At 70.1% G+C, this 23928-nt stretch carries 15 protein-coding genes and 3 pseudogenes; 7 read left to right on the plus strand and 11 right to left on the minus strand.

Annotation, left to right across the window (positions count from 1 at the left end):
• Nucleotides 1-285: 285 nt before the first annotated feature.
• On the minus strand, nt 286-1068 hold the full coding sequence (locus ABT001_RS26280) for a TetR-like C-terminal domain-containing protein (RefSeq protein ID WP_351282112.1): 783 nt from the start codon (nt 1066-1068) through the stop codon (nt 286-288).
• A 303-nt stretch (nt 1069-1371) separates the two neighbouring features.
• The gene (locus tag ABT001_RS26285; protein ID WP_351282115.1) at nt 1372-1959 is read right to left on the minus strand and encodes a hypothetical protein; all 588 of its coding nucleotides are present in this window, start codon (nt 1957-1959) and stop codon (nt 1372-1374) included.
• 714 nt (nt 1960-2673) lie between these two features.
• Here ABT001_RS26285 and ABT001_RS26290 point away from each other — a divergent pair.
• The 3 genes from ABT001_RS26290 to ABT001_RS26300 all read left to right on the plus strand — a co-directional run bounded on the left by ABT001_RS26290 (nt 2674) and on the right by ABT001_RS26300 (nt 12711).
• Nucleotides 2674-3387: a nitroreductase gene (locus tag ABT001_RS26290; protein WP_351282117.1), complete on the plus strand. Its 714-nt coding sequence runs from the start codon at nt 2674-2676 to the stop codon at nt 3385-3387.
• Between the two features lie 298 nt (nt 3388-3685).
• Nucleotides 3686-12016 carry a type I polyketide synthase gene (locus tag ABT001_RS26295; protein ID WP_351282119.1) on the plus strand — a complete coding sequence of 2777 codons (8331 nt, stop codon included), beginning with the start codon at nt 3686-3688 and terminating at the stop codon, nt 12014-12016.
• Between the two features lie 227 nt (nt 12017-12243).
• Entirely contained in the window at nt 12244-12711 is a 468-nt protein-coding gene (locus tag ABT001_RS26300) for a MarR family winged helix-turn-helix transcriptional regulator (protein ID WP_351282122.1), read from the plus strand.
• Nucleotides 12712-12892: 181 nt separating this feature from the next.
• Here the strand turns inward: ABT001_RS26300 and ABT001_RS26305 are convergent, their stop codons facing one another.
• Nucleotides 12893-13549, minus strand: a complete 657-nt coding sequence (locus ABT001_RS26305; RefSeq protein ID WP_351282125.1) for a hydrolase — start codon at nt 13547-13549, stop codon at nt 12893-12895.
• A gap of 570 nt (nt 13550-14119) precedes the next feature.
• Between ABT001_RS26305 and ABT001_RS26310 the strand changes: the two genes are divergently transcribed.
• Nucleotides 14120-14560, plus strand: a complete 441-nt coding sequence (locus tag ABT001_RS26310) for a hypothetical protein (RefSeq protein WP_351282127.1) — start codon at nt 14120-14122, stop codon at nt 14558-14560.
• A 175-nt stretch (nt 14561-14735) separates the two neighbouring features.
• Nucleotides 14736-14936: pseudogene (locus ABT001_RS26315) on the plus strand (IS701 family transposase); the annotation flags it as partial.
• Nucleotides 14937-14941: 5 nt separating this feature from the next.
• Here ABT001_RS26315 and ABT001_RS26320 read toward each other — a convergent pair.
• From ABT001_RS26320 to ABT001_RS26330, 3 genes and pseudogenes are all read right to left on the minus strand, one after another.
• Nucleotides 14942-15262, minus strand: a pseudogene (locus ABT001_RS26320) (IS982 family transposase); the annotation flags it as partial.
• An 86-nt stretch (nt 15263-15348) separates the two neighbouring features.
• On the minus strand, nt 15349-16287 hold the full coding sequence (locus ABT001_RS26325; protein WP_351282129.1) for a helix-turn-helix domain-containing protein: 939 nt from the start codon (nt 16285-16287) through the stop codon (nt 15349-15351).
• Nucleotides 16288-16647: 360 nt separating this feature from the next.
• Nucleotides 16648-17088, minus strand: a complete 441-nt coding sequence (locus tag ABT001_RS26330; protein ID WP_351282132.1) for a MarR family winged helix-turn-helix transcriptional regulator — start codon at nt 17086-17088, stop codon at nt 16648-16650.
• 68 nt (nt 17089-17156) lie between these two features.
• On the opposite strand from ABT001_RS26330, the gene ABT001_RS26335 reads away from it, so the two are divergent.
• Nucleotides 17157-17531, plus strand: a complete 375-nt coding sequence (locus tag ABT001_RS26335) for a cupin domain-containing protein (protein WP_351282282.1) — start codon at nt 17157-17159, stop codon at nt 17529-17531.
• A gap of 139 nt (nt 17532-17670) precedes the next feature.
• Here ABT001_RS26335 and ABT001_RS26340 read toward each other — a convergent pair.
• The 3 genes and pseudogenes from ABT001_RS26340 to ABT001_RS26350 form a co-directional block, all read right to left on the minus strand.
• Nucleotides 17671-17964 (minus strand): annotated as a pseudogene (locus tag ABT001_RS26340) (hypothetical protein); the annotation flags it as partial.
• Nucleotides 17965-18081: 117 nt separating this feature from the next.
• Nucleotides 18082-19224 (minus strand): SMI1/KNR4 family protein, encoded by a 1143-nt coding sequence (locus ABT001_RS26345; protein ID WP_351282135.1) that lies wholly within the window; start codon nt 19222-19224, stop codon nt 18082-18084.
• Nucleotides 19225-19508: 284 nt separating this feature from the next.
• Complete coding sequence (locus ABT001_RS26350) at nt 19509-20363, minus strand: helix-turn-helix transcriptional regulator (protein ID WP_351282137.1); 855 nt, start codon at nt 20361-20363, stop codon at nt 19509-19511.
• Nucleotides 20364-20534: 171 nt separating this feature from the next.
• Here ABT001_RS26350 and ABT001_RS26355 point away from each other — a divergent pair, with 171 nt between their 5' ends.
• Nucleotides 20535-21392 carry an SDR family NAD(P)-dependent oxidoreductase gene (locus tag ABT001_RS26355; RefSeq protein WP_351282140.1) on the plus strand — a complete coding sequence of 286 codons (858 nt, stop codon included), beginning with the start codon at nt 20535-20537 and terminating at the stop codon, nt 21390-21392.
• Between the two features lie 266 nt (nt 21393-21658).
• Here ABT001_RS26355 and ABT001_RS26360 read toward each other — a convergent pair whose 3' ends face one another.
• Both ABT001_RS26360 and ABT001_RS26365 read right to left on the minus strand, forming a co-directional pair.
• Entirely contained in the window at nt 21659-22522 is an 864-nt protein-coding gene (locus ABT001_RS26360; protein ID WP_351282143.1) for a DUF1963 domain-containing protein, read from the minus strand.
• Between the two features lie 269 nt (nt 22523-22791).
• Complete coding sequence (locus tag ABT001_RS26365) at nt 22792-23757, minus strand: alpha/beta hydrolase family protein (RefSeq protein WP_351282144.1); 966 nt, start codon at nt 23755-23757, stop codon at nt 22792-22794.
• Between the last annotated feature and the right edge of the window lie 171 nt (nt 23758-23928).

A 23928-nucleotide genomic window follows, 5' to 3' on the forward strand; every position in this document is an offset into this window, starting at 1 on the left:
CGCAAGATGAGCAACTGGCACCTCAAACACACCCACCACCGCAACCCACCCCAACCACCCACCAGGGCAATCACACTTGTCCCACCCACCAAAGCGACCGGCAGACGCCAGAAAGCCGCCTAAATCAGCGGTATTGGCCCTAGACGCCGAAAAGGGCGCCTGACCAGGCATTTCACCTGTCAGGCGCCCTTCCTTCCTGGCGTGCGCCACCTCTACGCGCCGCAGTCACGTCGCGCTTGCGCCTCTTGCGTGACCGGCGCTCCGGCGGGCGACGGGGGCCGGGAGTCAGGAACGGGGCAGTCCCACGTGCACGCCCATGGCAGTCGCCGCGTGGACGAAGAACGCTTCCGGATCGGCGGCGACACCGGCGATGTGGCCGTACGCCTCGAATCCGAGCATGCCGTGCAACTGGGTCCAGGCGGTGAGCATCCGCGTGACCACGGGGTCGGGGAGTCCCGCGAGCAGACCTGCCGTCAGCGGCTCCACATTTCGGCGCATGCCCTGCGACAGTGCCGGATCTTCGGCGTGGGGAGCGAGAACACCGGCTTCCTTCGCCTGATGAAGTGTCGCCAGCAGTGCCAGGACCGTCCGCGCACCCGCCGCCATCGTCTCGGGGGGAGCGCTGTAACCGGGCACCGGAGCTGCCCAGATCAGCGCGTACTCGTCAGGGTGGTCGAGGGCCCACCGCCGGACGTTCAGGCAGACCTCGACCCACCGGGCCAGGTGACTCCCCGAGGGGACGGAAGCGGAGCCGATGGCATCGGCGGGAGCGTCCGACTGCCGCTCGGCGGCGTCCCCCATCGCGTTGTACGCGCTCAGCACCAGATCGGTCAGCAAATCCCACTCACCGGGATACGCCTTGCGGGCATCACCCGGGTCCACGCCCGCTTCCCGGGCCAGACTTTCCAGGTCAAGATCAACTCCGCGGCGCAACGGCAGTCTTCCCACCGCCGCCTCGCGCATCGCCGCACTCACATCCGCGAACACCGCGTCGCGCCGGGTTCCCTCATCTGCCGAGACCGTGTTCTCGTACTCGGCACTCGTGCCCGAAGAGTCGGTGACGTCCATCCGGCGGTTCCTCTCTCGTCATCTGTCCGTGCCGACCCGCGGCCCTCGCGTTCGATCCGGCGCAGCGACCGCGCCTGGTCCGGCACGATCGACGCACTGCGGGGGCACACCGGCCGATGCCAGACAAACACAGTGTGCTGACGCGGCGCTGACACCGCACCGGTCCCGCCCACGTGGCTACGTCGTCGAGGATCTCGTCGGCGGTCTCGGTCTCGGTCTCGGATGAATCGCGACACGTGGGACCACGGACAGCTACGAAGCCACCGCGACATCGACGGACGAGGCCTCGCTCTCCCCGTCCTCTCAGAGCTTTCCTTCGAGCAGTACGGTGCGGTGGCCGCCGAGACGGCGTGAGACGTCCTTGACGAACTCGGGGCGCAGCGTGGGCCAGTTCCAGAACGTGAAGCCGAGATGAGCGAACGCGAAGCAGTCGTCGGCCCAGTGCCACGCGTGCACGGGAGCTGTCCGGTCGCAGGACGGGCACGCGACGGGCTCGTCCTGGCCGTCGGCCCAGGAGTTCACCGCGTCCGCGAAACGGGCCCACCTCTCCTCGATGAGCGACCAGTACTCGTCGACGAGGGGCATCTCCGCCGCGCAGTGCGGGCAGGTGACGGCCGAGGGTTCGCCCTGCCCGGCGTCGAAGACCGTACGCCCGACGGTGACGTGAAGGCCGTTGCTCCACACCTTGACCAGCCCGGGATCCGGGTCCTCGACAGCTTCGCCGTAACGCGTCCCTGGCGGGTGCCCGGCGTCGGCGCCGAGGACGCAGTCGGTACGTTCCGCTGCGACGAATCCGTCTGCGATCAACCAATCGAGCACGTCCGCCGCGAGCCCCTGCGCCTCCCCTGGCGTGGCCTCGGTGTCGACGATCGTCTGGAACCAGTCGCCCATGATCTCCCCTCCAGTGCTCGTGCCTGCGTACCGTACTTCTCGTCACTGACAATCGCAGCGGCCCCACCGAGATCGCCCTCGTATCGAAGCCGTCGTTCGCGGCAAGGCGCGCGGACCGGGCCTGCGCGGGGCCTGCCGTCGCCGTTCCGTCATCAGCACGACATCCGCAGACTCGGTTCGATGACCGCGCCCGGCCGTCTTCCATCGCGCGAGGGGGGCGCGACGTGCCTCCCTCCGGCCGAATTGACCGGATGCAGCCTCCGTTTTAGACTCGCCCCCAACGGAGCCACCCTCCGTTTTGCCATGGCCCAAGATCACACGAGACGCGAGGACGTATGGGCGCCGAAGGACAACCAGGGCACGCGAACAGGGCAGCGAGGAGTGGCGCGACTTCGGAAAGACAGATCTCGAAGGCTGGAATGACCGGTACCACGCCGAGCAGGAGACGCTGACGCGCACGTTCGGCGCCCCCGGACAGGACGACGTCCGGGCGGCAGACTGCCGGGGCGACGGTACCGGCGCTCCAGGCCACGGCACGCGCCCCCGCGAGGGCGACCGATCCGCCCCGGGGCTGTCATCACGTAGGGCGCATGGAGGACGAACCGAACCCGTCCCCGCCTCCGTTCTGGCACATCCGCCTGCACCCCACCCTGCAACAACCCCGTGATTCCCGACCGGGGCCACCGACACCGACCACACCGGAAAGGCACTACTTTGCCCGCCACCGCTACGCCCTCGCCCATCACCGACATCGTGCGCTCCCGGTACTCCGTCCGGAAGTTCCTGCCCACTCCGCTGCCCCCGTCGGACATCCGCGGCGTGCTGGAGGACGCCCAGGCCGCCCCGTCGAACTGCAACACCCAGCCGTGGACGGTGCACGTCGTGTCGGGCGCGGCCCGCGACGCCCTGAGCAAGGAACTCCTCAAGGCGGACGACGAGAAGCGGTTCTCCCCCGACTTCTCCTTCAGCTACGCCGACTTCGGCGAGGGCGCCTACATCGACCGGGCCCACGACCACGCAGCGACCGTCTACCGGTCCGTGGGGATACCTCGCTCGGACCGGCCGGGAAGGGACGCGCACGCGCGCGAGAACCTGGAGTTCTTCGGCGCCCCCCACGCCGCGTTCCTCTTCATGCCGGCGTTCGGCGACGGTGTCCGGGCAGCCGGTGACATCGGCATGTACGCCCAGAACTTCCTGCTCTCCCTCACGGCCCGGGGCCTCGGTGGCATTCCGCAGACCATGCTCGGTCAGTACGCCGACACCGTCCGCGAGTTCCTGGACGTTCCCAAGGAGCTCAAGCTCCTGTTCGGCATCTCCTTCGGTGAGGCCGACACGACCGCACCGGTGAACAGCTTCCACATGGGACGCGTCGAGCTGGAGCAGAGCGTCGTCCTGCACGACACCCCCGGAGTCCTCGACGAGCAGTGACGTCTCTCGGTCGGCGGTTACCGCGTAGTCGATCGCGGTAATCGCCGACCGATTCCGAACCGGCGAACGTCTTCGCTGCGACGGCTGCCCCATCGGCCTTTCGGCACGGGGCGTCGCGTCCCCGGCGCGTCGCGTCCCCGGCGCAACACACCGGCCACTCCTCGGGCGGGCTTCCTCCTGCGGACTCCTTGAAGGCCCGGACCGGCAGGCTCGAACACGAGATCCCCCATGCCTTGAGGGGAACCGGATCTCGCACTCCACCATCCTCACCAACGAGGTCACGGAAGGGGTCGAGCGAGTGAGTAGAGACGCGGACGTCATCAGGCCGCTGCCCAAGTCCCTTGGGGAGCATGCCCGGAGGCTCGGGGGGAAGGTCGCCTTCGAGGACCGCCGTAGGCGGCTGACCTACCGGGACCTGGAACGCAGGACCGGACGGCTGGCCGGCCACCTGGCGAGGGCCGGGCTGGCGCGCGGTGAGCGGGTGGCGATCCTGCTCGGCAACCGCGTGGAGGCGGTCGAGAGTCTGCTCGCCGTCACCCGGGCGAGCGGGGTGGGCGTACCGCTGGATCCCAGCAGCACGTGGCCGGAACTGGACCGGCTGCTGGACGACTGCGGTGCGCGTGTGCTCATCACCGACGAGGCCCGACTGCGGCATCGACGGCAACCGTGGTCCCGGCCCGGGCTGATCGTGGTGGTGGTCGAGGGTGGCGAGGAGGACGGGGCCCTTCCGTCGTCCGAGGACTCCGCCCCGACCGCGGGCGGGGCCGGGGTGACGAGCGACGCCCTGCGGTACGAGGTGCTGGCGGGTACGGACGGAGGGACACCCGCCCGGGACGATCTCGGTCTGGACGAGGTGGCCTGGCTGCTCTACACGTCCGGGTCCTCCGGCACCCCCAAGGGGGTCCTGTCCACTCAGCGCAACCGACTGGCGCCGGTCGCGACGGGCCTCGTCGGCGTCCTCGGCCTGTCGGAACGGGACCGGGTGCTGTGGCCGCTGCCCCTCCACCACGCCATGAGCCAGGTGGTCTGCGTCCTCGGAGTGACCGCGACCGGGGCCGGTGCCGTGATCCCGCCCCGGTTCTCGGTGGCGGAGGTGATCGGCGAACTACGCCGTACGGACGCCCCCTACACCCTCCTCGGCGGAGTACCGACGACGTACTCGGCCCTGCTCGACGCCGTCCGGAGCGAGGAGGGCGGGACGGACGGCCGCCGGCTCGGGACGTCCGCGCTGCGGGGCTGCGTCAGCGGGGGCGCCTCGGCGGGCCCCGAATTCCGCCGGTCCTTCGAGGCGATCTGCCGCACCCCCTACCTCGAGCACTACGGCAGCACCGAGGCGGGCCCGGTCACCATGGCCGCTCCGGGCGCCCCCACCGCAGCCGGGTCGTGCGGCCCGGTGCTGCCCGGTACTCGGGTCCGGGTCGGCGGAGGCGCGGACGGACGGGACTCCGGCGAGGGCGAGTTATGGGTGAACGGGCCCGGGGTCATGAACGGCTACCACGGCAGACCGGAGGAGACCGCCGAGGTACTGCGCGACGGCTGGTTCCGCACCGGGGACCTGGCCAGGATCGACGCTTCCGGCGAACTCGTGATCACCGGCCGGACGAGTGAGCTGATCATCCGGGGCGGGGTGAACATCCACCCCTCGGAGGTTGAGGAGGTGCTGCGGCGGCTGCCCGGTGTGGCGGACGCCGCCGTGGCGGGACGCCCGCACCCTGTCTTCGGCGAGGTACCGGTCGGCTATCTGGTGCTCCGGCCGGGCGGCGCTGTGCTGGACCGGGGCGCGGTCCTGGCCGCCTGCCGTGCGGAACTGTCCGCTGTCAAGGTGCCGGCCGAGCTGTACGAGGTGGAGCACATCCCCCGTACCGCGTCCGGAAAGATCCGGCGGCCCGCCCTCGCCGCCCTCGCCGCGCGGGCGATGGGAACCGGGGTGGTCGGGGAGCCCGTGGCGGACCTGTTGGACCTGGTGCGCGGCGAGGCTGCTGCTGTGCTCGGGCGCACGGTGGAGGCGGTGGAGGCCGAGACGCCGCTCCGCGATCTGGGCATGGACTCGCTGACGGCGACCCTGCTGCGGGAGCGGTTGGCGGCTGCGACCGGCCTCCCGCTTTCCGAGGCCGTCGCCTTCGACTTCCCCACGGTCGCCGCGCTCGCCGGCCACCTCCGTTCGCGGAGCACCGCCGCGACGTCGGACGCCGGGGCCGCGCACCGCGGTGTGGTCCGGTCGGACGACGACCCGGTGGTGATCGTGGGGATGGCCTGCCGTTATCCGGGCGGCGTGAGCTCCCCCGAGGACCTGTGGCGGCTGGTGGCAGACGGGACGGACGCGATCGGTCCGTTCCCCACGGACCGGGGCTGGGACACGGAAGCGCTGTACGACCCGGACCCCGGGCGGCCCGGGCGGACGTATGTGCGCGAGGGCGGCTTCCTGGCCGGGGTGGACCTCTTCGACCCCGGCTTCTTCGGCATCTCCCCCCGCGAGGCCACGGCCATGGACCCGCAGCACCGGCTGCTGCTCGAGGTGGCGTGGGAGGCTTTCGAGCGCGCGGGAGTCGTTCCCCGCACGCTGCGCGGGTCGTCGGCCGGGGTGTACGTCGGGCTGATGTACAGCGACTACGCGAGCCGCGTCACGGAGCCACCTGAGCACGTCGAGGGCTATCTCGCCATCGGTAACGCCGGGAGCGTCGCCTCCGGCCGCATCGCCTACACCTTCGGCCTGGAGGGTCCGGCCATCACGGTGGACACTGCCTGCTCCTCGTCCCTGGTCGCCCTGCACCTGGCAGCCCAGGCGCTGCGCCGCGGCGAGTGCTCCTTCGCGCTGGCCGGCGGGGCCACGGTGATGTCGGGGCCCTCGTCGTTCGTGGAGTTCAGCCGGCAGCGGGCCCTGTCCCCGGACGGCCGGTGCAAGGCGTTCGGCGCGTCCGCCGACGGCACCGGGTGGGCGGAGGGCGCCGGCATGCTGCTGCTGAGCCGGTTGTCCGAAGCACAACGTGCCGGACTTCCGGTGCTGGCCATGGTGCGCGGCTCGGCGGTGAACCAGGACGGGGCGAGCAACGGACTGACGGCACCGCACGGCCCGGCACAGCAGCGGGTCATCCACCAGGCTCTCGCGGACGCGGGGCTGGCCCCCGGGGACATCGACGCGGTGGAGGCGCACGGCACCGGTACCCGGCTGGGGGACGTCATCGAGGCGGAGGCGTTCGTGGCGGCCTACGGGCGGACGGAGCGGGAGCGTCCGCTGTGGCTGGGCTCGGTGAAGTCGAACATCGGTCACACGCAGGCCGCCGCCGGGGTGGCGGGCGTGATCAAGACGGTTCAGGCGATGGCACACGGCGTGCTGCCGCGTACGCTGCACGCCGACGAGCCGACCGGCCGGGTCGACTGGTCGTCGGGACGGGTGGCGCTGCTGAACCGGGCGGTGGAGTGGCCGAGGACGGACCGTCCGCGCCGGGCGGGGGTGTCCTCCTTCGGTATCAGCGGCACGAACGCCCACGTGGTGCTCGAAGAGGCACCGGTGGACCGGGACGCTCCGGTGTCCGAGGCTGTTCCGACGTCCGAGGCTGTTCCGGTGTCCGCGGCCGTTCCGGTGTCGGCGAGGAGCGGGCCGGGGCTGCGTGCCCAGGCGCGGAGGTTGTACGACCAGGTGGCCGCCGACCCGGACGCGGTCCCGCTGGACATCGGGTATTCGCTGGCCACCACCCGTGCGGCCTTCGCTCACCGGGCCGTGGTCGTGGCCCGGGACCGTGCGGAACTGCTCGCCTCCCTGCGGGCGGTGGCGGAGGGCTCGCACCTGCCCCGGGTACGGACGGGTACCTCCCGCCACGGGGGGCCGCTGGCGCTCCTCTTCTCCGGTCAGGGAAGCCAACGCATGCGCATGGGCCGCGAGTTGTACATGGCTCGGGGACTCCATCCGAGCTTCGCCCGGTCGTTCGACGACAGCTGCTCCCTGCTCGATCCGTTACTTCCGGTGCCGCTGCGGGACGTCGTGTTCGCCGGCCCGGACACCGAGGCGGGTGCGCTCCTGCACACGACACGGTTCGCACAACCGGCGCTCTTCGCCCTGGAGACGGCACTCTTCCGGCAGCTCGACGAGTGGGGTGTACGCCCGGACCTGGTGGCCGGACACTCGGTGGGTGAGGTGACCGCGGCGCATGCCGCCGGGGTGCTGTCCCTCGCGGACGCCTGCACCCTGGTGGCGGCCCGGGGCAGGCTCATGGACGCGCTGCCCCCGGGCGGCGCGATGGCCGCCGTGGCAGCCGGTGCGGACGAGGTGGCCGCCCATCTGGCGGAGACGGGGTGTCCGGTGGAGATCGCCGCCGTCAACGGGCCCGCTTCCGTGGTCGTATCCGGGGACCGGGCGGCGGTGGAGAAGGCCGTCGAATACTTCCGGGAGCGAGGCCGGTCCACGACACCGCTGCGCGTGAGCCACGCCTTCCACTCCGTACGGATGGAACCCATGCTGGCCGAATTCGCGGAGGTCGTACGGGACCTCACCTTCGCCGCACCGCGGCTTCCCCTGGTCACCGCCGTAGCGGGACGGGCCGCCGGCGCCGAGGAGTTGAGCACACCGCAGTTCTGGGTGGACCACGTCCGCCGCCCGGTCCGCTTCGCCGAAACGGTGGCGCACCTCCGGGACCGGGGCACAGCGCAGTACGTCGAACTGGGCCCGGACGGAGTACTCACCGGCCTGGTCCACGGTTGCCTCACCGCGCCCGGGCCGACTCCGGCGGCCCCGGACAGTGACGGAGCGCCGGCCATCGAGCGGACCCCGGCGCCGGTGGTCCTGCCGACCCTGCGCGGGGCGCTGCCGGAGGCGGACGCCTTGCTCGACACGGTGGCCGCGCTGCACGCCCATGGCGTGCCCGTGGACTGGCGGGCCGTCCACGCCGGGCGCGGCGGGCGGCGTGTCACTCTGCCCACGTACGCCTTCCAGCGCCGCCGGTACTGGCTCGACGCCACCCCACGGCACCGGTCCGCTCCCCCGGCGGAGGCGTCGGCCCACCCCTTCCTGTCGTCCCGCACACCGACCGCCGACGACGACGGGCTGCTGCTGAGCGGGCAGCTCTCCGTGGACGAGCAGCCGTGGCTGGCAGACCATGTGGTGGCGGGAGCGTCGCTGCTGCCAGGAGCCGCGTTCGTGGAGATGGCCCTGTACGCCGGTGAGGCGGTCGACGCACCCGTCCTGGACGAACTCGTCCTGACCGCACCGCTGTCGCTGTCCACGGGCGGCACGGTCGAGCTGCAGGTGAAGGTCTCCGGGCCGGACGGCGCGGGACGGCGGGCCGTGGTCTTCCACGCCCGGCCGCACACGCCGGCCGGTGACCGGCCCTGGCAGCGGCACGCCTCCGGAGCACTGCTGCCCGAGCCGCAGCCGGCCGACCGCGAAGCGGCTGCCACCGGGGCCGGCAGCGGGCCCTGGCCACCGCCGGGCGCGTCACCGCTGTACGGCGACCGGCCCGACACCGATCCGTACGAGCGGCTGGCCGGGAGCGGACTGAGTTACGGCCCCGCCTTCCGTGGTCTGCGCGCGGCCTGGAGCCTGGGGACTGAGCTGTACGCCGAGGTCGCGCTGCCCGAGGCCGCCGGGACGACGCTCCCGCGTGCCGACGGCCCGGAGTTCGCGATTCATCCCGCCCTGCTGGACGCGGCGTTGCACGCCCTGGCGCTCGACGGCCGCGTCACCGAGCCCGGCGGGACGGGCGGCGGTGGGGTGTCCCTGCCGTTCGTCTTCAACGGGGTGCGGCTGCACACGGCCGGCGTACGGCGGCTGCGGGTGCGGATCACCCCCGGGACGGACGGAGTGGCCGGGGTGGAGCTGACCGACACGTCCGGTGAGCCGGTGGCGGCGGTACGTTCGCTGATGCTCCGTCCCCTTCCGCCTACGGCGGCGAATACGGCTGCTGCCGTCACCGGAGGGCTCCACCGGATGGACTGGGTGGTGTTACCCGGACAGCCGGTGCACACGGCCCTGCCCTCGTGGGGCGTTCTGGGAGCGGCCGGCACACCGCTGGTGGACATGCTCGCGCCCCGGGGCTCGGGCGTTCCGGTGTACGCCGGGCCCGAGACGGGCGGCGCGACGCCGGCCGTCCTCGTCGCACCCTGCCCGCCGCCACCGGAGACGACCGGCCAGGTGCGGGACCCGGCGGCCGAGACCAGGTGGGCTGCGGGCTGGGCGCTGAAACTGGTCCAGGAGTGGCTCGGCCGGCCGCGTCCGGCGGACTCCCGTCTCGTCCTCGTCACCACCGGCGCCGTCACCGACGGTTCGGGGGTAGGCGGCACCGGCTCAGGGGATACCGGTGCACCCGGCGCAAGCACCTTCCTACCTGGCCAGGCATCGGTATGGGGACTGGTCCGGTCGGCGCTGCGGGAGAATCCAGGCCGTTTCGCCCTGGTCGACATGGACGGTGACCCCAAGTCCTGGAGCCTCCTCCCCATCGTGCTGGCCGCCGCGGCACCGGAGACCGCCGTACGACGGGGGACGGCCTACGTACCGAGGCTGGTGCGTGTGGCCGGAACGGCGGAGGAGCAACTGCCCGTGAGACGGCTCGCTCCGGAAGGCACCGTCCTGGTCACCGGCGGCACCGGATCCCTGGGCATGCTCGTGGCACGGCACCTGGTCGCCGCCCATGGCGTCCGGCACCTGCTTCTCGCCGGCCGGCGCGGACGCGACACCCCGGGGGTACGGGAGTTCGTCGCGGAACTGGGCGAGAAGGGCGCCGAGGTGACCGTCCAGGCGTGCGACGTCGCGGACCGGAACGCGCTCGCCGCCCTGCTCGACTCCGTGCCGGCAGCCCATCCGCTGACCGGCGTGGTGCACGCCGCGGGGGTGCTGGACGACGGCATCGTCCCGGCGCTCACCTCTGCCCGCCTGGAGCGGGTCCTACGGCCCAAGGCGGACGCCGCGCTCGCCCTGCACGAGCTGACCCGGGAGTGCGACCTGTCCATGTTCGCGCTGTTCTCCTCGGTGGCGGGTGTCTTCGGATCCGCCGGGCAGGCCACCTACGCGGCTGCCAACTGCGTACTGGACGCACTGGCACAGCACCGCAGGCAACTCGGTCTGCCCGGTACGTCGATCGCCTGGGGCCCCTGGCAGCAGGACGGGGGCATGATGGCGCACCTCGGCGGAGCGGACCTGCGGCGGATGGCCCGCTCGGGGTTCGCCCCGTTGGAGGAGGACGAGGGCCTGGCTCTCTTCGACTCCGCCGTGGCAGGTGACGACCCGGTGGTCGTGGCGGCCCGTCTCGTTCCGGGCGCCCGCAGCGACGGCGCTCCGGCGGTGGGCCGCTCCCCGGCTCCTCTCTCCGCCGCGGCGGGCGCGGGCGGTGGGGGCGGGGCTCCGTCAGGTCGGCGGTTGGCGGCCGCTTCCCCGGATGAGCAGGGCGAGTTACTGCTGACGGAGGTACGGGTCCTGGCGGCCTCGGTGTTGGGGCACCCGGAGGGCGCGGACGCGATCGACGAGGACGATCTGCTGGCCGACCTGGGGCTCGACTCCCTGGCCGCGGTCGATCTGCGCAACCTGCTCGTGACGTCGACGGGGCTGGAGCTGCCGGCCACGCTGTTGTTGGACTTCCCGACCCCTCGTGCGGTCGCCGTCGAGTTGGCGGAGAGGTATGCCCGGGAGGTGACTCCTCACGGCACCACCGGAGGGTCGGCTGCCGCCGGCCGGACGGGTGGCTCCGGCCGTCCGGCGGACGACGGTGATTCCGCCCGCGCCGGGGCTTACGTCCGGCCGGAAGCCCCGGCGCGAGCAACGGACGTCCCGGACGCCGCAGTTGCCTCGGACACCTCTCTGAGTGTGCTCTTCCGTACCGCCTGCGACCGCGGGCGGACGTGGGACGGCATGGCGCTGCTCACCATCGCCGCGCGCCTCCGTCCCGTCTTCGGCACGGCCGGCGCGGCCCGTGCGGCACTCGCTCCGGTCACGCTCGCACCGGGCGGCACGGGACCTCGGCTGGTCTGCTTCCCCGCCCTCAGCGCGCTCTCGGGGCCCCAGGAGTACGCCCGCTTCGGCGCCGGGCTGCGGAATCTGCGGCCGGTGTCGGCGGTGCGCCACCCGGGATTCGCGGCCGGGGAGGCGCTGCCCGCCACCTTGGACGCCCTCGTCACCGCTCAGGCCGCCGCGGTTCGCACGGTCGTGGGTGACGGACCGGTGGTCCTGCTGGGCCGCTCGGCCGGTGGCTGGGTGGCCCACGCCGTGGCCGAGCGACTGGAGGCCGAGGGCTGTGCTCCGCTCTCCGTCGTCCTGGTGGACACCTATCCGAGCGGTGCCGACCGGGGGGAGGCGCTCTCCGCGATGACGTCGGACATGCTGCACCGGGCGGCGGAGTTCGCCTCGGCGGACCCGGACCGGCTCACCGCCATGGCCGGGTACTTCGAACTGTTCGCCGACTGGGAGCCCTCGCCACTCGACTCCCCCACCCTCTTCGTGCGGGCCGGGGAGTCGCCGGCCGGCACGGAGCCCGCCCCGGTGTGGAACCTGCCGCATACCGAAGTCACCGTGCCCGGTGACCACTTCACCGTGCTGGAGGAACACGCCCGTACCACCGCGCTGGCGGTCCACCACTGGCTGTCCGATCCTGACGGGCAAAGACGGGAAGGTTCCGACGCCCCGCTACCCCCCGGGGTGGCAGGGTGACCCTCGGTCCGTCCGAATCCCGTCGCCCTCCACACGCCCACCTCCGTCACCGCCGCGCCCTGCTCGGGCACGTGGAGGGCAGACCGGTCCAGCCCACGCAGAAGGGACAAGTGGCCCGCACCCGCTGGTTCGCTGCACGGCGCGAACTCCGACTGCGGCCTCCTGACCTGCAGAAGACGCCATTCGCACAGTAGATGAGATGTCAACGACCTCGTTAGACTGGCCTCATGGACGCACAGCCGCACTGGCTCGACCCGGAGCAGAAGGCCGCCTGGGGCAGCTTCATCCGTATGCAGGAGACACTCATCGGACGGCTGTCCCGAAGCTTGCAGGTCGACTCCGGGATGTCAGCAGCCGACTACGCCGTGCTCGTCAGCCTCACCGAGAGAGGCGACGGGCGGATGCGCCTCCTGGATCTGGCCAAACTCGTGGAGTGGGAGAAGAGCCGGATGTCCCACCAGGTCACGCGGATGGCGAAACGCGGGCTCGTGGCCAGGGAGGAGTGTCCCGACGACGGACGCGGAGCGTTCATCGTCGCCACCCCGGCCGGCTGCAAGGCGATCGAGGAGGCCGCACCCACGCACGTCGAACACGTCCGCCGCCTCTTCATCGACGCCCTGACCCCGAACCAGCTCAGCGCACTCGGCCGGATCTCCGAGCACGTCCTGGAGCACATGGGGAAGCAGCCGGACTGACCGGGCGGGCACGACAGCCACGATTTCGGGCCAGGGGTCTGCTCCGCAGTGCGGCCGAGGAGGCCGCCCCGACCCTTGGAGGAGGCCGCCCCGGCCCTTGACGGCCTGACGCCACATCTCATGGGGCGGACGGGCCGATCAGCTGTACCCGATGGGGTCGGGTGCCGGGGCGACGGTGATGTCAGGCCTCGTTTCCGGTGGGCGTGGCCAGGAGCTGCATCTCCCAGGCGAAGGCCACACCGCTGGCACCACCGTGCTGCGTCTGGACCTCGGTGGCACCCTGCGCGGTCTCCTCGCGGGCCCAGTCACGCTGCCACTCGCCCAGCACGGCCATCCACGTGATCGGGACCACGCCCGCCTGGATCATGCGTTGCACGGCCATGTCGTGGGCCTCCTTCGAGGCACCGCCCGACGCGTCGGTGACGGCGAAGACCTCGAAGCCCTCGCCCGCCGCCTGTATCGCCGGCATGGCCACACAGATCTCCGTCCAGAGGCCGGCGATGATCAGCTTCTTGCGCCCTGTCGCCTTGACGGCATCCACGACACGCTCGTCCTGCCAGGTGTTGATGTAGGTCCTGTTGATCGGTTTCTGCTCCGGGAACACATCTTGCAGACCTTGGAGAAGAAGACCGCCGCGCTCCTCCAGGACGGTTGTCAGAATCGTCGGAACGTCGAACACCTTGGCGGCCTTGGCGAGTCCGACGGCGTTGTTGATGACCATCGTCGGTTCATGACTGTGCAGGTTGGCGAACTGGAACGGCTGGTGGTCGATGAGGACGAGCACGCTCTCCTCCGGCGTCAGTAACGCGCCGAGTCCGGCCTTGTTCTCAGTACTCACGAGATTCCCCTTATGCAACTTCGCGTCCGCGGGTCTCCGGAAGTGCACCGGCATCTCGATACCCCGCATGAGGCAGATACGGGATGGCCGGGCCGGGACCGCCGAACCATGTGGTTGACGTGTCATCAACATAGATGTCGATGGATGACGCGTCAACCAACCTCGCCCCTGGGGGTTCGAGCGAGCCGGTCAGGCGCCGGGGCGTGCCGATGCCTCCCGCAGGGACAGCGCACCCTGCCCCGTCGGGAGGCATCACTGATCAGAACCGCGCGGACCACCGGCGGCCGGGGACCTCCCGCGCTCCACAACGCGCAAGCGAACTCACCACACCTACGGGCCACATGACGAAATCCTTGACTTCCGCAGTCGCGATGACGCTGCCCTCGAGTACGACCTCGGCCTCACTCTCTCGATCAGGGCTGATGGGTGCTCCTCACTCCAGCCGTAGATCGCGATCTTGCGGCTGGGGGCAGCGCGGAGGCGGCGAGAGTCGCTGGCCTCACACCATCGACTTACACTGACGGCCCGAGAGTTCGCCGACTGTCCGAGTGCACTGTCAAACTCCATGGCGTGAGCACCTTCTACGATTACTTCAGCGCACCCGACGATCAAGCAGCAGCATCGGCCTTTGCAGAGGGACCTGAAGACGCCGGCTTCGACACGCTCCGCGTCAGGACGATCGACCCCGCTGTCCAGCTCGGGCAGGCGGTGGCGCTGCTGATTCGTGAACCCCTATCACGGGTTACCGGACATCCCCGATTCGTTCATCTGGTGACGAGCCCGGAGGCAGAGAGCACCTGGATCGTTACTCTGCCCGACGAGCTGCGCGACGCCTTGGCGGACGCACCCTCCGAGCGATTGGCCGAGATCTCTGTACCGTGGTCGCAAGCGGAGGAGTTCTACGGCTATGCCGATCCCGGTTATCTCGCGGACCTCCTCAACGAGCTTGCAGCACTGGCTGGACGGGCTCGGTCACACGACCAAGGACTTTACTGCCGCATGGCGCTCTGACCGCGCTGTTCCACCGTCGGCCGACGCTCACAGTGCCAGTAGCCATCTCTCGATCGGCGGCTGAGGCCGCAGCCACCGTTGACCATCGGGTGTTGTGTGGATAAACGAAGATCAGGCTGTGGCCGCGGGCCACGGCGTAGCACCTGCCCGGTGGCGATCGATGTTCGACGAGCTGATGGGCCGCAGCACAGGACGGTTCGTGCGGGTCGAACCGCACCGCAGGGCAACGGCGTTGGTACTCGGCCTGCAGGCAGACCTGCCGAAGGAGAACTGCTGAACCCTGGCCGAGCACGCGGGCGACGCCAGCCCAGACGGCACGCAGCACCTGCTGCACCGCGCGAAGTGGGACACCGACGCGGTCTGCGATGACATACGCGCCTAAAGACTTGTTTCGCGGGCCACGATCCGGATCTTGCTGGTGCGCAGTGAGAACGCGGCGCGCAGCCGCTTGTTGTAGCCGGACTGCTGGGGCACACAGGGAAACAGGTGGCCGAAGTCCCGCCTGACGCGGCGAGGCCAGCGCCGCTCAGAGGTGTATCCGAGCAGCGCCGACATGACCGCGAGTGTGATCAGCTCGGCGTCACTGAGCGTGGGCGTGATTCCGACGGCAGGCCGCCACGGTGCCAGCCACGGCGAAGCCTTCAATTCGTCGTCAATCCGGGCACAGAGTGCCGTTGTGAGGGTGTCCAGGTCGTTAGTCACACATCGACGTTGGACGACCTGGTCTCATGTCCACAGGTGCTCCCTTGGACTCGTGCAGGGATCCGAGGCGGCGCCCACTGCGGTGACTATGCGGCGCGGTCATTTCGCAGGGCCTGGATGAGCCACGGGTACACCGGGATCAGGTTCGGTACTGCCTGCCAGCCGTTGACGATCCATACCAGCTGCCAGTACCGGTCCACCCTGGGATCGTGCGCCTCTTCGAACTGCTGCGCCATCCAGTCCCGGAATTCCGTGTCAGGAGTGCGCGCGAACACCTCGGCGAAGCGGTGCACGAGGTCGTCGATGACGGGTGCGGCTCTGTTGCTGAGCGGGTCTACGCCCGACTTCCGAGCCTCAGCCACCTTCTGACGAGTGAACTCCATTAGCTCCTCGCCAGCATCGCGCTCGATGTCGAGCGGCTGCCCGGCGGCCTGGCGTACGGCCGCCCGGCGCATCCGGGCACGGAAATCCTCGTCGCTGACCAGCTCGGCGAGTTCCACCCACGCGGAGACCTGCTCGCCGGTCGGATCATCGGGGAGGTCGGGAGTTGCAGCGCGAACCATGGCCACAGCGCCCGGGTCGGCATCCACTGTGCCGAAGGTGCCATCCATGAAATCGTCGATCAGACGTCGGCGTTCCTCGCCGGACAACTGAGTGAGCCTGTGCATGAGCTTGGTCTCCTCGGGACTGGACCCGCGGCTGGCCACGACTCGCAGAACGCTCCGACGCAGTTGCAGCATTCTGATCTGGACGTCCATGGCGTCGGCGTGCGCCGCGGCGACTTCCGCAACCGAGAGCTCACGGTCCAGTACCCGTTGAATCGTGGGCAGGTCCATGCCCAGCTCGCGCAGTGTGCGGAGGAGTTCCAGACGAAGCAGTGCGTCGAGGTCGTAGAGCCGATAGCCGGCGGGACTACGGGTGGTCGGCGCTACCACCCCCGAATCGGAGTAGAACCGGATGGTCCTCACAGACAAGTCGGTCCGCCGGGAAAGCTCCCCGATCGAGTAGAGGGTCGTAACGTCCATGTCCCCCACTCTGCTGTCTCCAGTCACTGGAGACTCAAGGCCATTCCCCAGCGGGGCCCCGACCAAGATGTCCTCCGAGTTACTGAAGCATGAGTCGCGTGATCTCCGCTGACCGCCAGGTTGAACAGGCACGCCTTGCACGCGCGGGGCGAGCGAGGGCAGCGACATGCGACACCGCTCGCTGGCGGCCTATGGCTACGAGCCCTTGGACTCAATCATCTGGTGTGATCCCGGCGCCGAAGCCTACTTGGATAGCCCCTCTCACCGGGTCGCGTCCGCGGCAATTCGGGAAGATCGTGCCGGTTTCGCGGCCTCTCCTCCTTGGTGACCCGCGATAGTCAAGGCCAGTGGCTTACTGGCTCACCAGGTGGGGCGGATCGGTCCCGGTGGTGTGAGGCGGGTCAGGTCGGTGACAAGTTCACTGAAGCGCGCCTCGCCCAGCGCCTCTTTCCACGGCGCGACGGCAGCCCGGGCCGCCTGGTCGGCGGCGCGAGTGGCGGCCCGGCCTGTCTCGGTCAGCACCAAGAGCCGGGCGCGGGCATCGTGAGGGTGCGGATGCCTCACCACGTATCCCTTGCGGACCAGCTCCTCGACCAGCTGGGCGGCGGCCTGCTTCGTCACGCCCAGATGCTCGGCCAGGTCGGCCGTAGTGGCGTCGCCCAGGGAGATGCGGGCAAAGGCGAAGCCGTGTGCCGGCCGCAGGTCCTCGAATCCCTGCTGGCACACGCGAGCATGGATCTCCTGCACCAATTGTCCGGAGAGTGCCAACACGACTGCGGAGAAGGCCAGAGCGTCATCCATGGGCTTGACTATAACTCGCCAACCTGCTTGTCTTTATGGACAAGTTTCTTGTCTATTTGGAGGCTGGCATGCCCTTCATCCGAAGTGACGAGGCCGTCGTGCACGAGATCCACGGCGCCCGCTTCGTTTCCTACACCCGTCCGGCCACAGGCAGCCGGGACCTCGCCGCCTGGCGCGGCGAGATCCCAGCCGGAACGGAAAGTCCGGCCCATGTGATCAGTCACGAGGAAACGTTCTATGTTCTGTCCGGTCGCCTCCGGCTCACGATCGGAGGCGAGAGCGCCGAACTCGGCGTCGGTGACGCGGCTGTGGCTCCGGCAGGCTCCGAGCTGGCGGTGGCCAATACCACCGACCGGCCCGCGCACATGTGGGTCACTACACGTGTCGGACTCAGGGCCAAGCTTGCCGACGGCAGCACCATCACGCCGCCCTGGACTCATTGAGCCCACAAAGGGCCGGTGGTCACGCTTCCCGGATCGGCGACGCGGTGGCCTGCCGCTTCGACAAACTTGCGGTCCGCCTCGCGGCCACCGTCCTCGTTGCCACGATCAACGAATGGCTGTGACCAGCTGATGGTCTTTGACCGGCGCCGTTCACGCCCGGCGCGAGCGTGAACCGGCCCGGCGACGACTCGGCCAGCCAGCCCCGCGCGACCAGACGTTTCGCCTTCGACCGCAACGCCTCCATCTTCGCGGACACCACGTCCATGCCGAAGGCGGCGGTCATCTCCTGGCAGGTCAGCGGGCCCTGGCCGAGACGGACCCGGTCCGCGAGCGCGGCCAGGACGCGCTGACAGTCCACCGACAGTGCCGTCCGGGGCAGCCCCTCGTGCCACACCGGAACCTGCGACTTCACCCTCGCCGCCGCGGGCGGTGGCACCTGCACTTCGGCTTTATCCATCACTCCCACACTGACACCACCCCTATCCCTGACCAGGGGAAACGAAGTCACCAGGCTCGGAAAGACAACAGGCTCTAAAACACTCCCCAGCCGTCACCCGAGCTGCTGTCGTCCGCGCACCTCGCCCCGCGGTGTGGTGACGACGAGACGGGCCCGGGGTGCGGTGATCACCTCACGGAAGGCCGGGTCGGTGAGGAGCACGACCGGGGCCACGCGGTGCGGCGACTCCGAGTGCCAGTGGGGCAGAGCGGCCTCGATGACGTTCCAGGCGTCGTCGCTGGCGCCGGACAGAGCGAGCGTCCGGGCCGTGTCCAGGGCATCCTGGAAGACGGGGGATTCGGGAAGCGTCGGTGGGGCGGACGCGGCGGCGTGGGGGATCCAGTCCGCGACGGGCTTCCCCTCGGACATGCGGAGTTCCGGGACGATCAGCGACGAGATGTCCCTCCCAGGTCCGTGCTCCTCCGCCACGCGACCCAGATACAACGGCACGGCCTCCGCACGTACCTGTTCGAGGCCGACCGCCTCGATGACATGCGGGCGCGCGAGGATGCCGTTGCGGACGCGGTGATGCGCGTAGGCCAGGTCGAGGAAGGCGCCCAGCATGACAGCCAGGTAGGCGCCGGCCCCCGACCCCTTGACGGCGGCCTGCTCGAAGGTGGCCGCCGCCCTCTCGGCCTCGCCCCGCAGGGCCTGCGCGCGGCCCTCGGCAACCAGTTGCTCCGCACCATCTGGATTGACGGCGTGGCCTTCGTGACCCTTGATTCTCTGGAACGAGTCGCGCTCTGCCGCGACCAACTCGGCGAAGGACCCGTACCGGTCGCTCAGACCCGGTTGCCAACTCGACCAGGTGTACGCGGCCCACTCCCCGTCCTGCGACACGTCCCCGGAGTCCAGCAGCCAACACTGGGCGTCGCCCTCGTCCGCGATGAGCAGGACGGGGGCCCTGACGGGCTCGCTCGCGTCGTCCTGCTCATCGTCGTAGGTGTCCATGTACATGTCGGCATCGTCGTCGTCGAGCCAGTCGAGGGCGCCGGTCGTACGCATCTCGTACATGAACGGGCCGGGGCACGACCAGCCGTCGGAGGCGCCCAGGAACGAACGGTAGCTGGGCGGGAGCCGGGTGCCGAGCCGGTCCTCCAGAGCCGCGATCCGCTGCTCGTCCGCGCCCTCGTAGCCCAGCCATCCGGCGGCCCGCTGCCCGTCGCTGACGTTGAACAACTCTCTCTCGGTCGACACTCTCAGAACGTCGGCACCGTACTCAGCCAGGTAGGGGCGCCACTGTTCGACGGTCCTCAGCCGCTCCGCGGCTGTCCTGCTTTCCGGGACGGCGGCGGAATCCCCGAAGATTGATCGCACAGCACTCCTGACGTTCCGATGCCCCGACGCCTGCGTGGTCGCCGAACGCGCCGGGGCCTTGGGCCTGTTCAGCACACTCGGCCCGACACTCCGGCATCGTTCATGCTAATGCCGCATCAAGCAACGTTCTCAGAGGAAGGTCGACGGCGGAAGCCTGAAGTGTGTCAGGAGCCCGCGAATGTGTCGGTGCCGAGCACGGTCAGCAGGGCGAGCTTCTCGTGGCTGTCCGTGCCGGGTGTGGCGGTGAAGATGAGCAGCGACTGTCCCTGTTCGGGGTCGAGCAGTGTCTGGCAGTACACGTCGATGCGTCCGATCTGGGGGTGGACGAAGCGTTTGGCGCTCCTCCACCGCAGTCCCACTTCGTGGCGGTTCCAGAGCTCGGCGAATTCCTCGTTGTGTTGCAGGTCGGCCACGAGTAGCGCGGCTGAGGAGCCGGGCCCTTGCGCGGCGGCGCCGGCGCGCAGGGTGGAGACGTAGACGCGGCTGTGTTGATGGTGGTCTTCGGGCAGGTAGCGACGGCGGGCGGTGGGGTCGGTGAACCACCGGTAGAGGGCGCTGCGTGCCGGGCCGGTGTGGTGCGTTTCGTCGCCGAGCAGCGCTACGGCGGGCGGCGTCTGCTGCAGCGTTTCACCGACCGGGCCCATGATCTGTGCCGGGGTGTCCTGAAGGCGGTCCATGACGCGCAGCAGCCCGGGACTGATGTGCGCTTCGCGCAGGTGCCGTGCCTGGAGGCGGTGCCCGCACAGCAGGAACAGGTGGTCACGTTCGTCCGGGGTCAGGCGCAGGCCCCGGGCGATGGCGGCCGCCATCTGCTGCGACGGCTGGGAACCGCTACCACGCTCCAAGCGGGCCAGATAGTCGGCCGACATGTCGCACAGCTCGGCGACCTCTTCCCGGCGCAGCCCGATCGTGCGCCGTCGCGTACCACGGCGCAACCCGACGTCCTCGGGTTGCAGGGACGCCCGGCGTCCGCGCAGGAAATCGGCCAGACCATCACCGTCCAGTGCCGTGTCCGCCATCGCACTCCCCACCTCGCACCCCGTCTGCCTCCACCTCATTGTCCGGCAGGTGAACACGGGTAGCCACGCCCTGCCATTCAGTGGCTGGGCAAGTCCTTCATCCGGCGACACGGGCCCCTTGTACTGGACGACGTCAGGAAACCGGTAAGAGAGCGTCTGGAGAGTTTCACTATGGCCGAATGGACCGCGGACCGGCTGCCGAGCATGACCGGCGTGACAGTGGTGATCACCGGTGCCGGCGGGGGGATCGGGCTGGTGACCGCTCGCGAACTCGCACGGGCCGGCGCTCACGTGGTGCTGGCCGTGCGCAACGTAGACAAGGCGCGCCGGGCAGTGGCCGGTATGCGCGGAGATTTCGATGTCCGGCACCTCGATGTCGCCGACCTGGACTCGGTACACGCGTTCGCGGCGTCGTACACAGGCGCCGTCGATGTTCTGATCAACAACGCGGGGGTGATGGACATCCCGGCGGCGCGGACCGCGCAGGGCTTGGACGTCCAGACCGCGACGAACTATTTCGGGCCGTTCGTGCTCACCAACCTGCTGCTGCCCCGGCTGACCGACCGCGTGGTGACGGTCTCCAGCCAGCTGCACCGCTTCGGCAGGCTCGACCTCGACGACCTCGACTGGCGCACCCGCAAGTACAACGGGCTGGCCGTCTACGAGGCGTCCAAGCTCGCAGTGGTGCTGTTCTCGCTGGAGTTGCAGCGCCGCCTGACCGCCTCGGGCAGCCACGTGCGCTCGGTCATCGCTCACCCGGGCGTCGCGCGGACCGGACTGGTCACGCACTCGCCGCTGAGATTCGTCAACCGGCTCCCGTTCCTGGTCCAGGACATGGAGCGCGGAGCGCTGCCACTCATGTACGCGGCCACGCAAGACGTTCCTGGCAATGCCTACGTCGGTCCGGACGGGTTGTTCAGCTTCACGGGCTCCCCGCTGGTCCGTAAGCCCAGCCGGGCCGGTCTGGACGGGGCTGTCGCCAAGAGGCTCTGGCAGACAACCGCCGCTCTCACCGGAACCAGCGTCTGAGACCAGGCACCAGGTGCGACTTCGGGCGTGGCTCCCTCGGGTATGAGTTCACCGGCGCCGAGCCGCGATACGACTGTCGCCCAGAACTTGTTCGCGTGTGGGATCGGCGCGAAGTCGCCGAGCGGTTCGGGTCCCCCGCGCGGGAGGCTGTCAGGTCCAACCGACAACCGCGCGCAGACCCAGCTGGTGACGACCGCGCGTCCCGGCACGAAGGCCACGGGAACTTCAACTGCTCGCGGTACGGGAATCCAGGGCCACCGGCGCGGTCAGGGGTTCCAGAACACGGTGGTGAAGACGCGCTCGAAGCGCCGCGCTGCCAGGTCCTCGCGTTGGATCACCCAGTGGACGGTGGAGCCCTCTCGCTTCCTCACGTGCTTACCCGAGTACCAGTCGGCGAGGAGTACCCAGTCGGCGGCGTGGGCCGAGACCGGTCCGTCCCAGTGGCCCGCTGCCACCGCACGGGTGGCGATCGACGCGGCGATGTCGACCGGGTCGAACTCGACGGCCTCCTCGTCCGCGTACCCTCCGAGCTGCAACGGCCCTCCGTGGGCGGTGACGTCCTCGATGTCCTCCCCCACCTCGACGAGTTCCGAGGAGAGGGGATGACCGGGCAGGTGCCCGGCTTCCCGCTCTCCTGGGGGCATGACGAACTGGTGGTACGGGAGCGACATGCCGGCAATCGCCCGCAGCGGTCCTTGCGGGTAGCTCGCGAACAGCGCCTGGTACTCGTCGTCGTGTGCGGTGTTCCACGAGCCGGCGTCCCGTTGGGAGACCACTGTGCCTGCTGGGACGTGGACCACCCTGCCCATGGGCTGGTGGGTGCCTGGCTCCGGCAGGGCGAAGAACAGCAGGTGGCCGTCGGGCGGCAGGGGCAGATCCGTCGCGTCGGGCGGTAGCGCGGCCAGATCGACAGAGGCGACGAAGGGATGCTCGGGATCCGGGATGCCGGCCGGAAGCAGAAGAGGCCCACCGCACCTTCCCACCACCGGTCCGGCCTCGTCCCCGGTCAGCGTCAGCGTCACACAGGGGCGGGCCGCGGCCAGCCACCGCTCCACATCGCCGGTCGGTATGCCCCTGGACTCGGCCTCTTCGCGGAAGGGGCCGAAGCGGTCCCGCATCGCAGGTTTCATGGGCGGACCATAGCGGTTGGGCGGAGGAGGGGATACGTGGGGCCTCTCGTCAGCTCTCCTCGGCCCGTCGTCTGCTGTCGTCCAGGACCTGTGTGATGTCCGATCGCCGTGTCGGACCGCACGGAGGCGGGGCCCTACGACTGCGGCATGGAGGAGCCGTCCGGAGATACCCGCAGAGTGAATCCCCGGCGAACCTGCCAGGGCCCCTGGAGTGCCTGATGACGGCAGCGCGGACCGTCCGCGTGGTGCCGGACGTGTCCGCGGGCGGCCTACTTGGCTTCGACTCGTCCGAAGGAGTCGGTGTGGGAGCCGGTGGCCAGCGCGTCGCGTGCCGTCTGCCAGGCGTTGTCGCCGGGGCAGAGCTCGGTGCGGAGGTAGGCCGCGGTGAGGCGCGCGAGAGCGGCGACCCGCTCGGGGCTCTCGTCCGTCGTCTCGGCGACGTCGTATCCGGGGATCCCGCCGAGCGCGTGCCCCGCGCCGAACAGGGTGAGCAGTGACTTGGGCCCCGGGGCGAGGGTGTAGGGGTCGGCGTGCCAGTCCGGCCCCATGTCGGTGAAGTGCCGGGAGTCGTCCTCGTCGCCGGCGACGACCAGCGTGGGCGTGGTCATCGTGGAGAAGTCGATGGTCCCGAAGACCGGCAGCATGTCGCCCATGGGTCCGTTGAGGACGTCGCCCCTGCCGGGCGCGGCCAGCAGCACACCCGCCCTGAACCGGGGCTCGATGAGGCTTACTTCCTCCCCGGTGTCGGGGTCGGTGACCCGGGCCCCGAGCAGGAGGCTGGAGGTGAAACCGCCGAAGGAGTGTCCGGCGACGGCGACCTTGGTGTGGTCGATCCGCCCGGCGAGCAGCGGCACGGCCTCCTCGATCACGTCGAGTCGGTCAAGGACGTGCGACATGTCCTCCGAGCGCGAGCGCCAGAAGAAGGGCGCCCCGGGGGCGTCAGCGACCAGGTGGCTCAGCGTCCTGGAGGTGAGGTGGGTGGGTTGGATGACCACGAACCCTTGTGCCGCCCAGGAGTTGACCAGCGGCGCGTAGCCGTTCAGCGAGGACAGGTTGTTCGAAGGTCCCTGACCGTGGGAGAGAAGGATGACCGGAAGACCTGTGCCGGTCTCGGGCGCGGTGACCCGTACCTCGAGGTCCACTGGACGTCCGGGTACGGACAGCACCACCGGGCTGTAGGAAAGGACCGGGACCGGCGAGCCGGAGGTGCCGGCGGTAGCGGCAGATGTGCTCATGATGCGCAGTTTCCATTTCTGCGGGCCCCGCCGGCCGCCGGTCGGTATCGGAGGCGGTAGGGCAGGGGAGGTGGGAGGCGCGCCCGTTTTCGGCTAACCTGAAGTGGAGCGTCGCACCACTTACTATCCGGAACGCCGCTCCGCTTTGTCAAGTGGCGTCGGAAGGAAGAA

Source organism: Streptomyces sp. NPDC002793, assembly GCF_040295485.1.
In the GTDB taxonomy this organism is placed as follows: domain Bacteria; phylum Actinomycetota; class Actinomycetes; order Streptomycetales; family Streptomycetaceae; genus Streptomyces.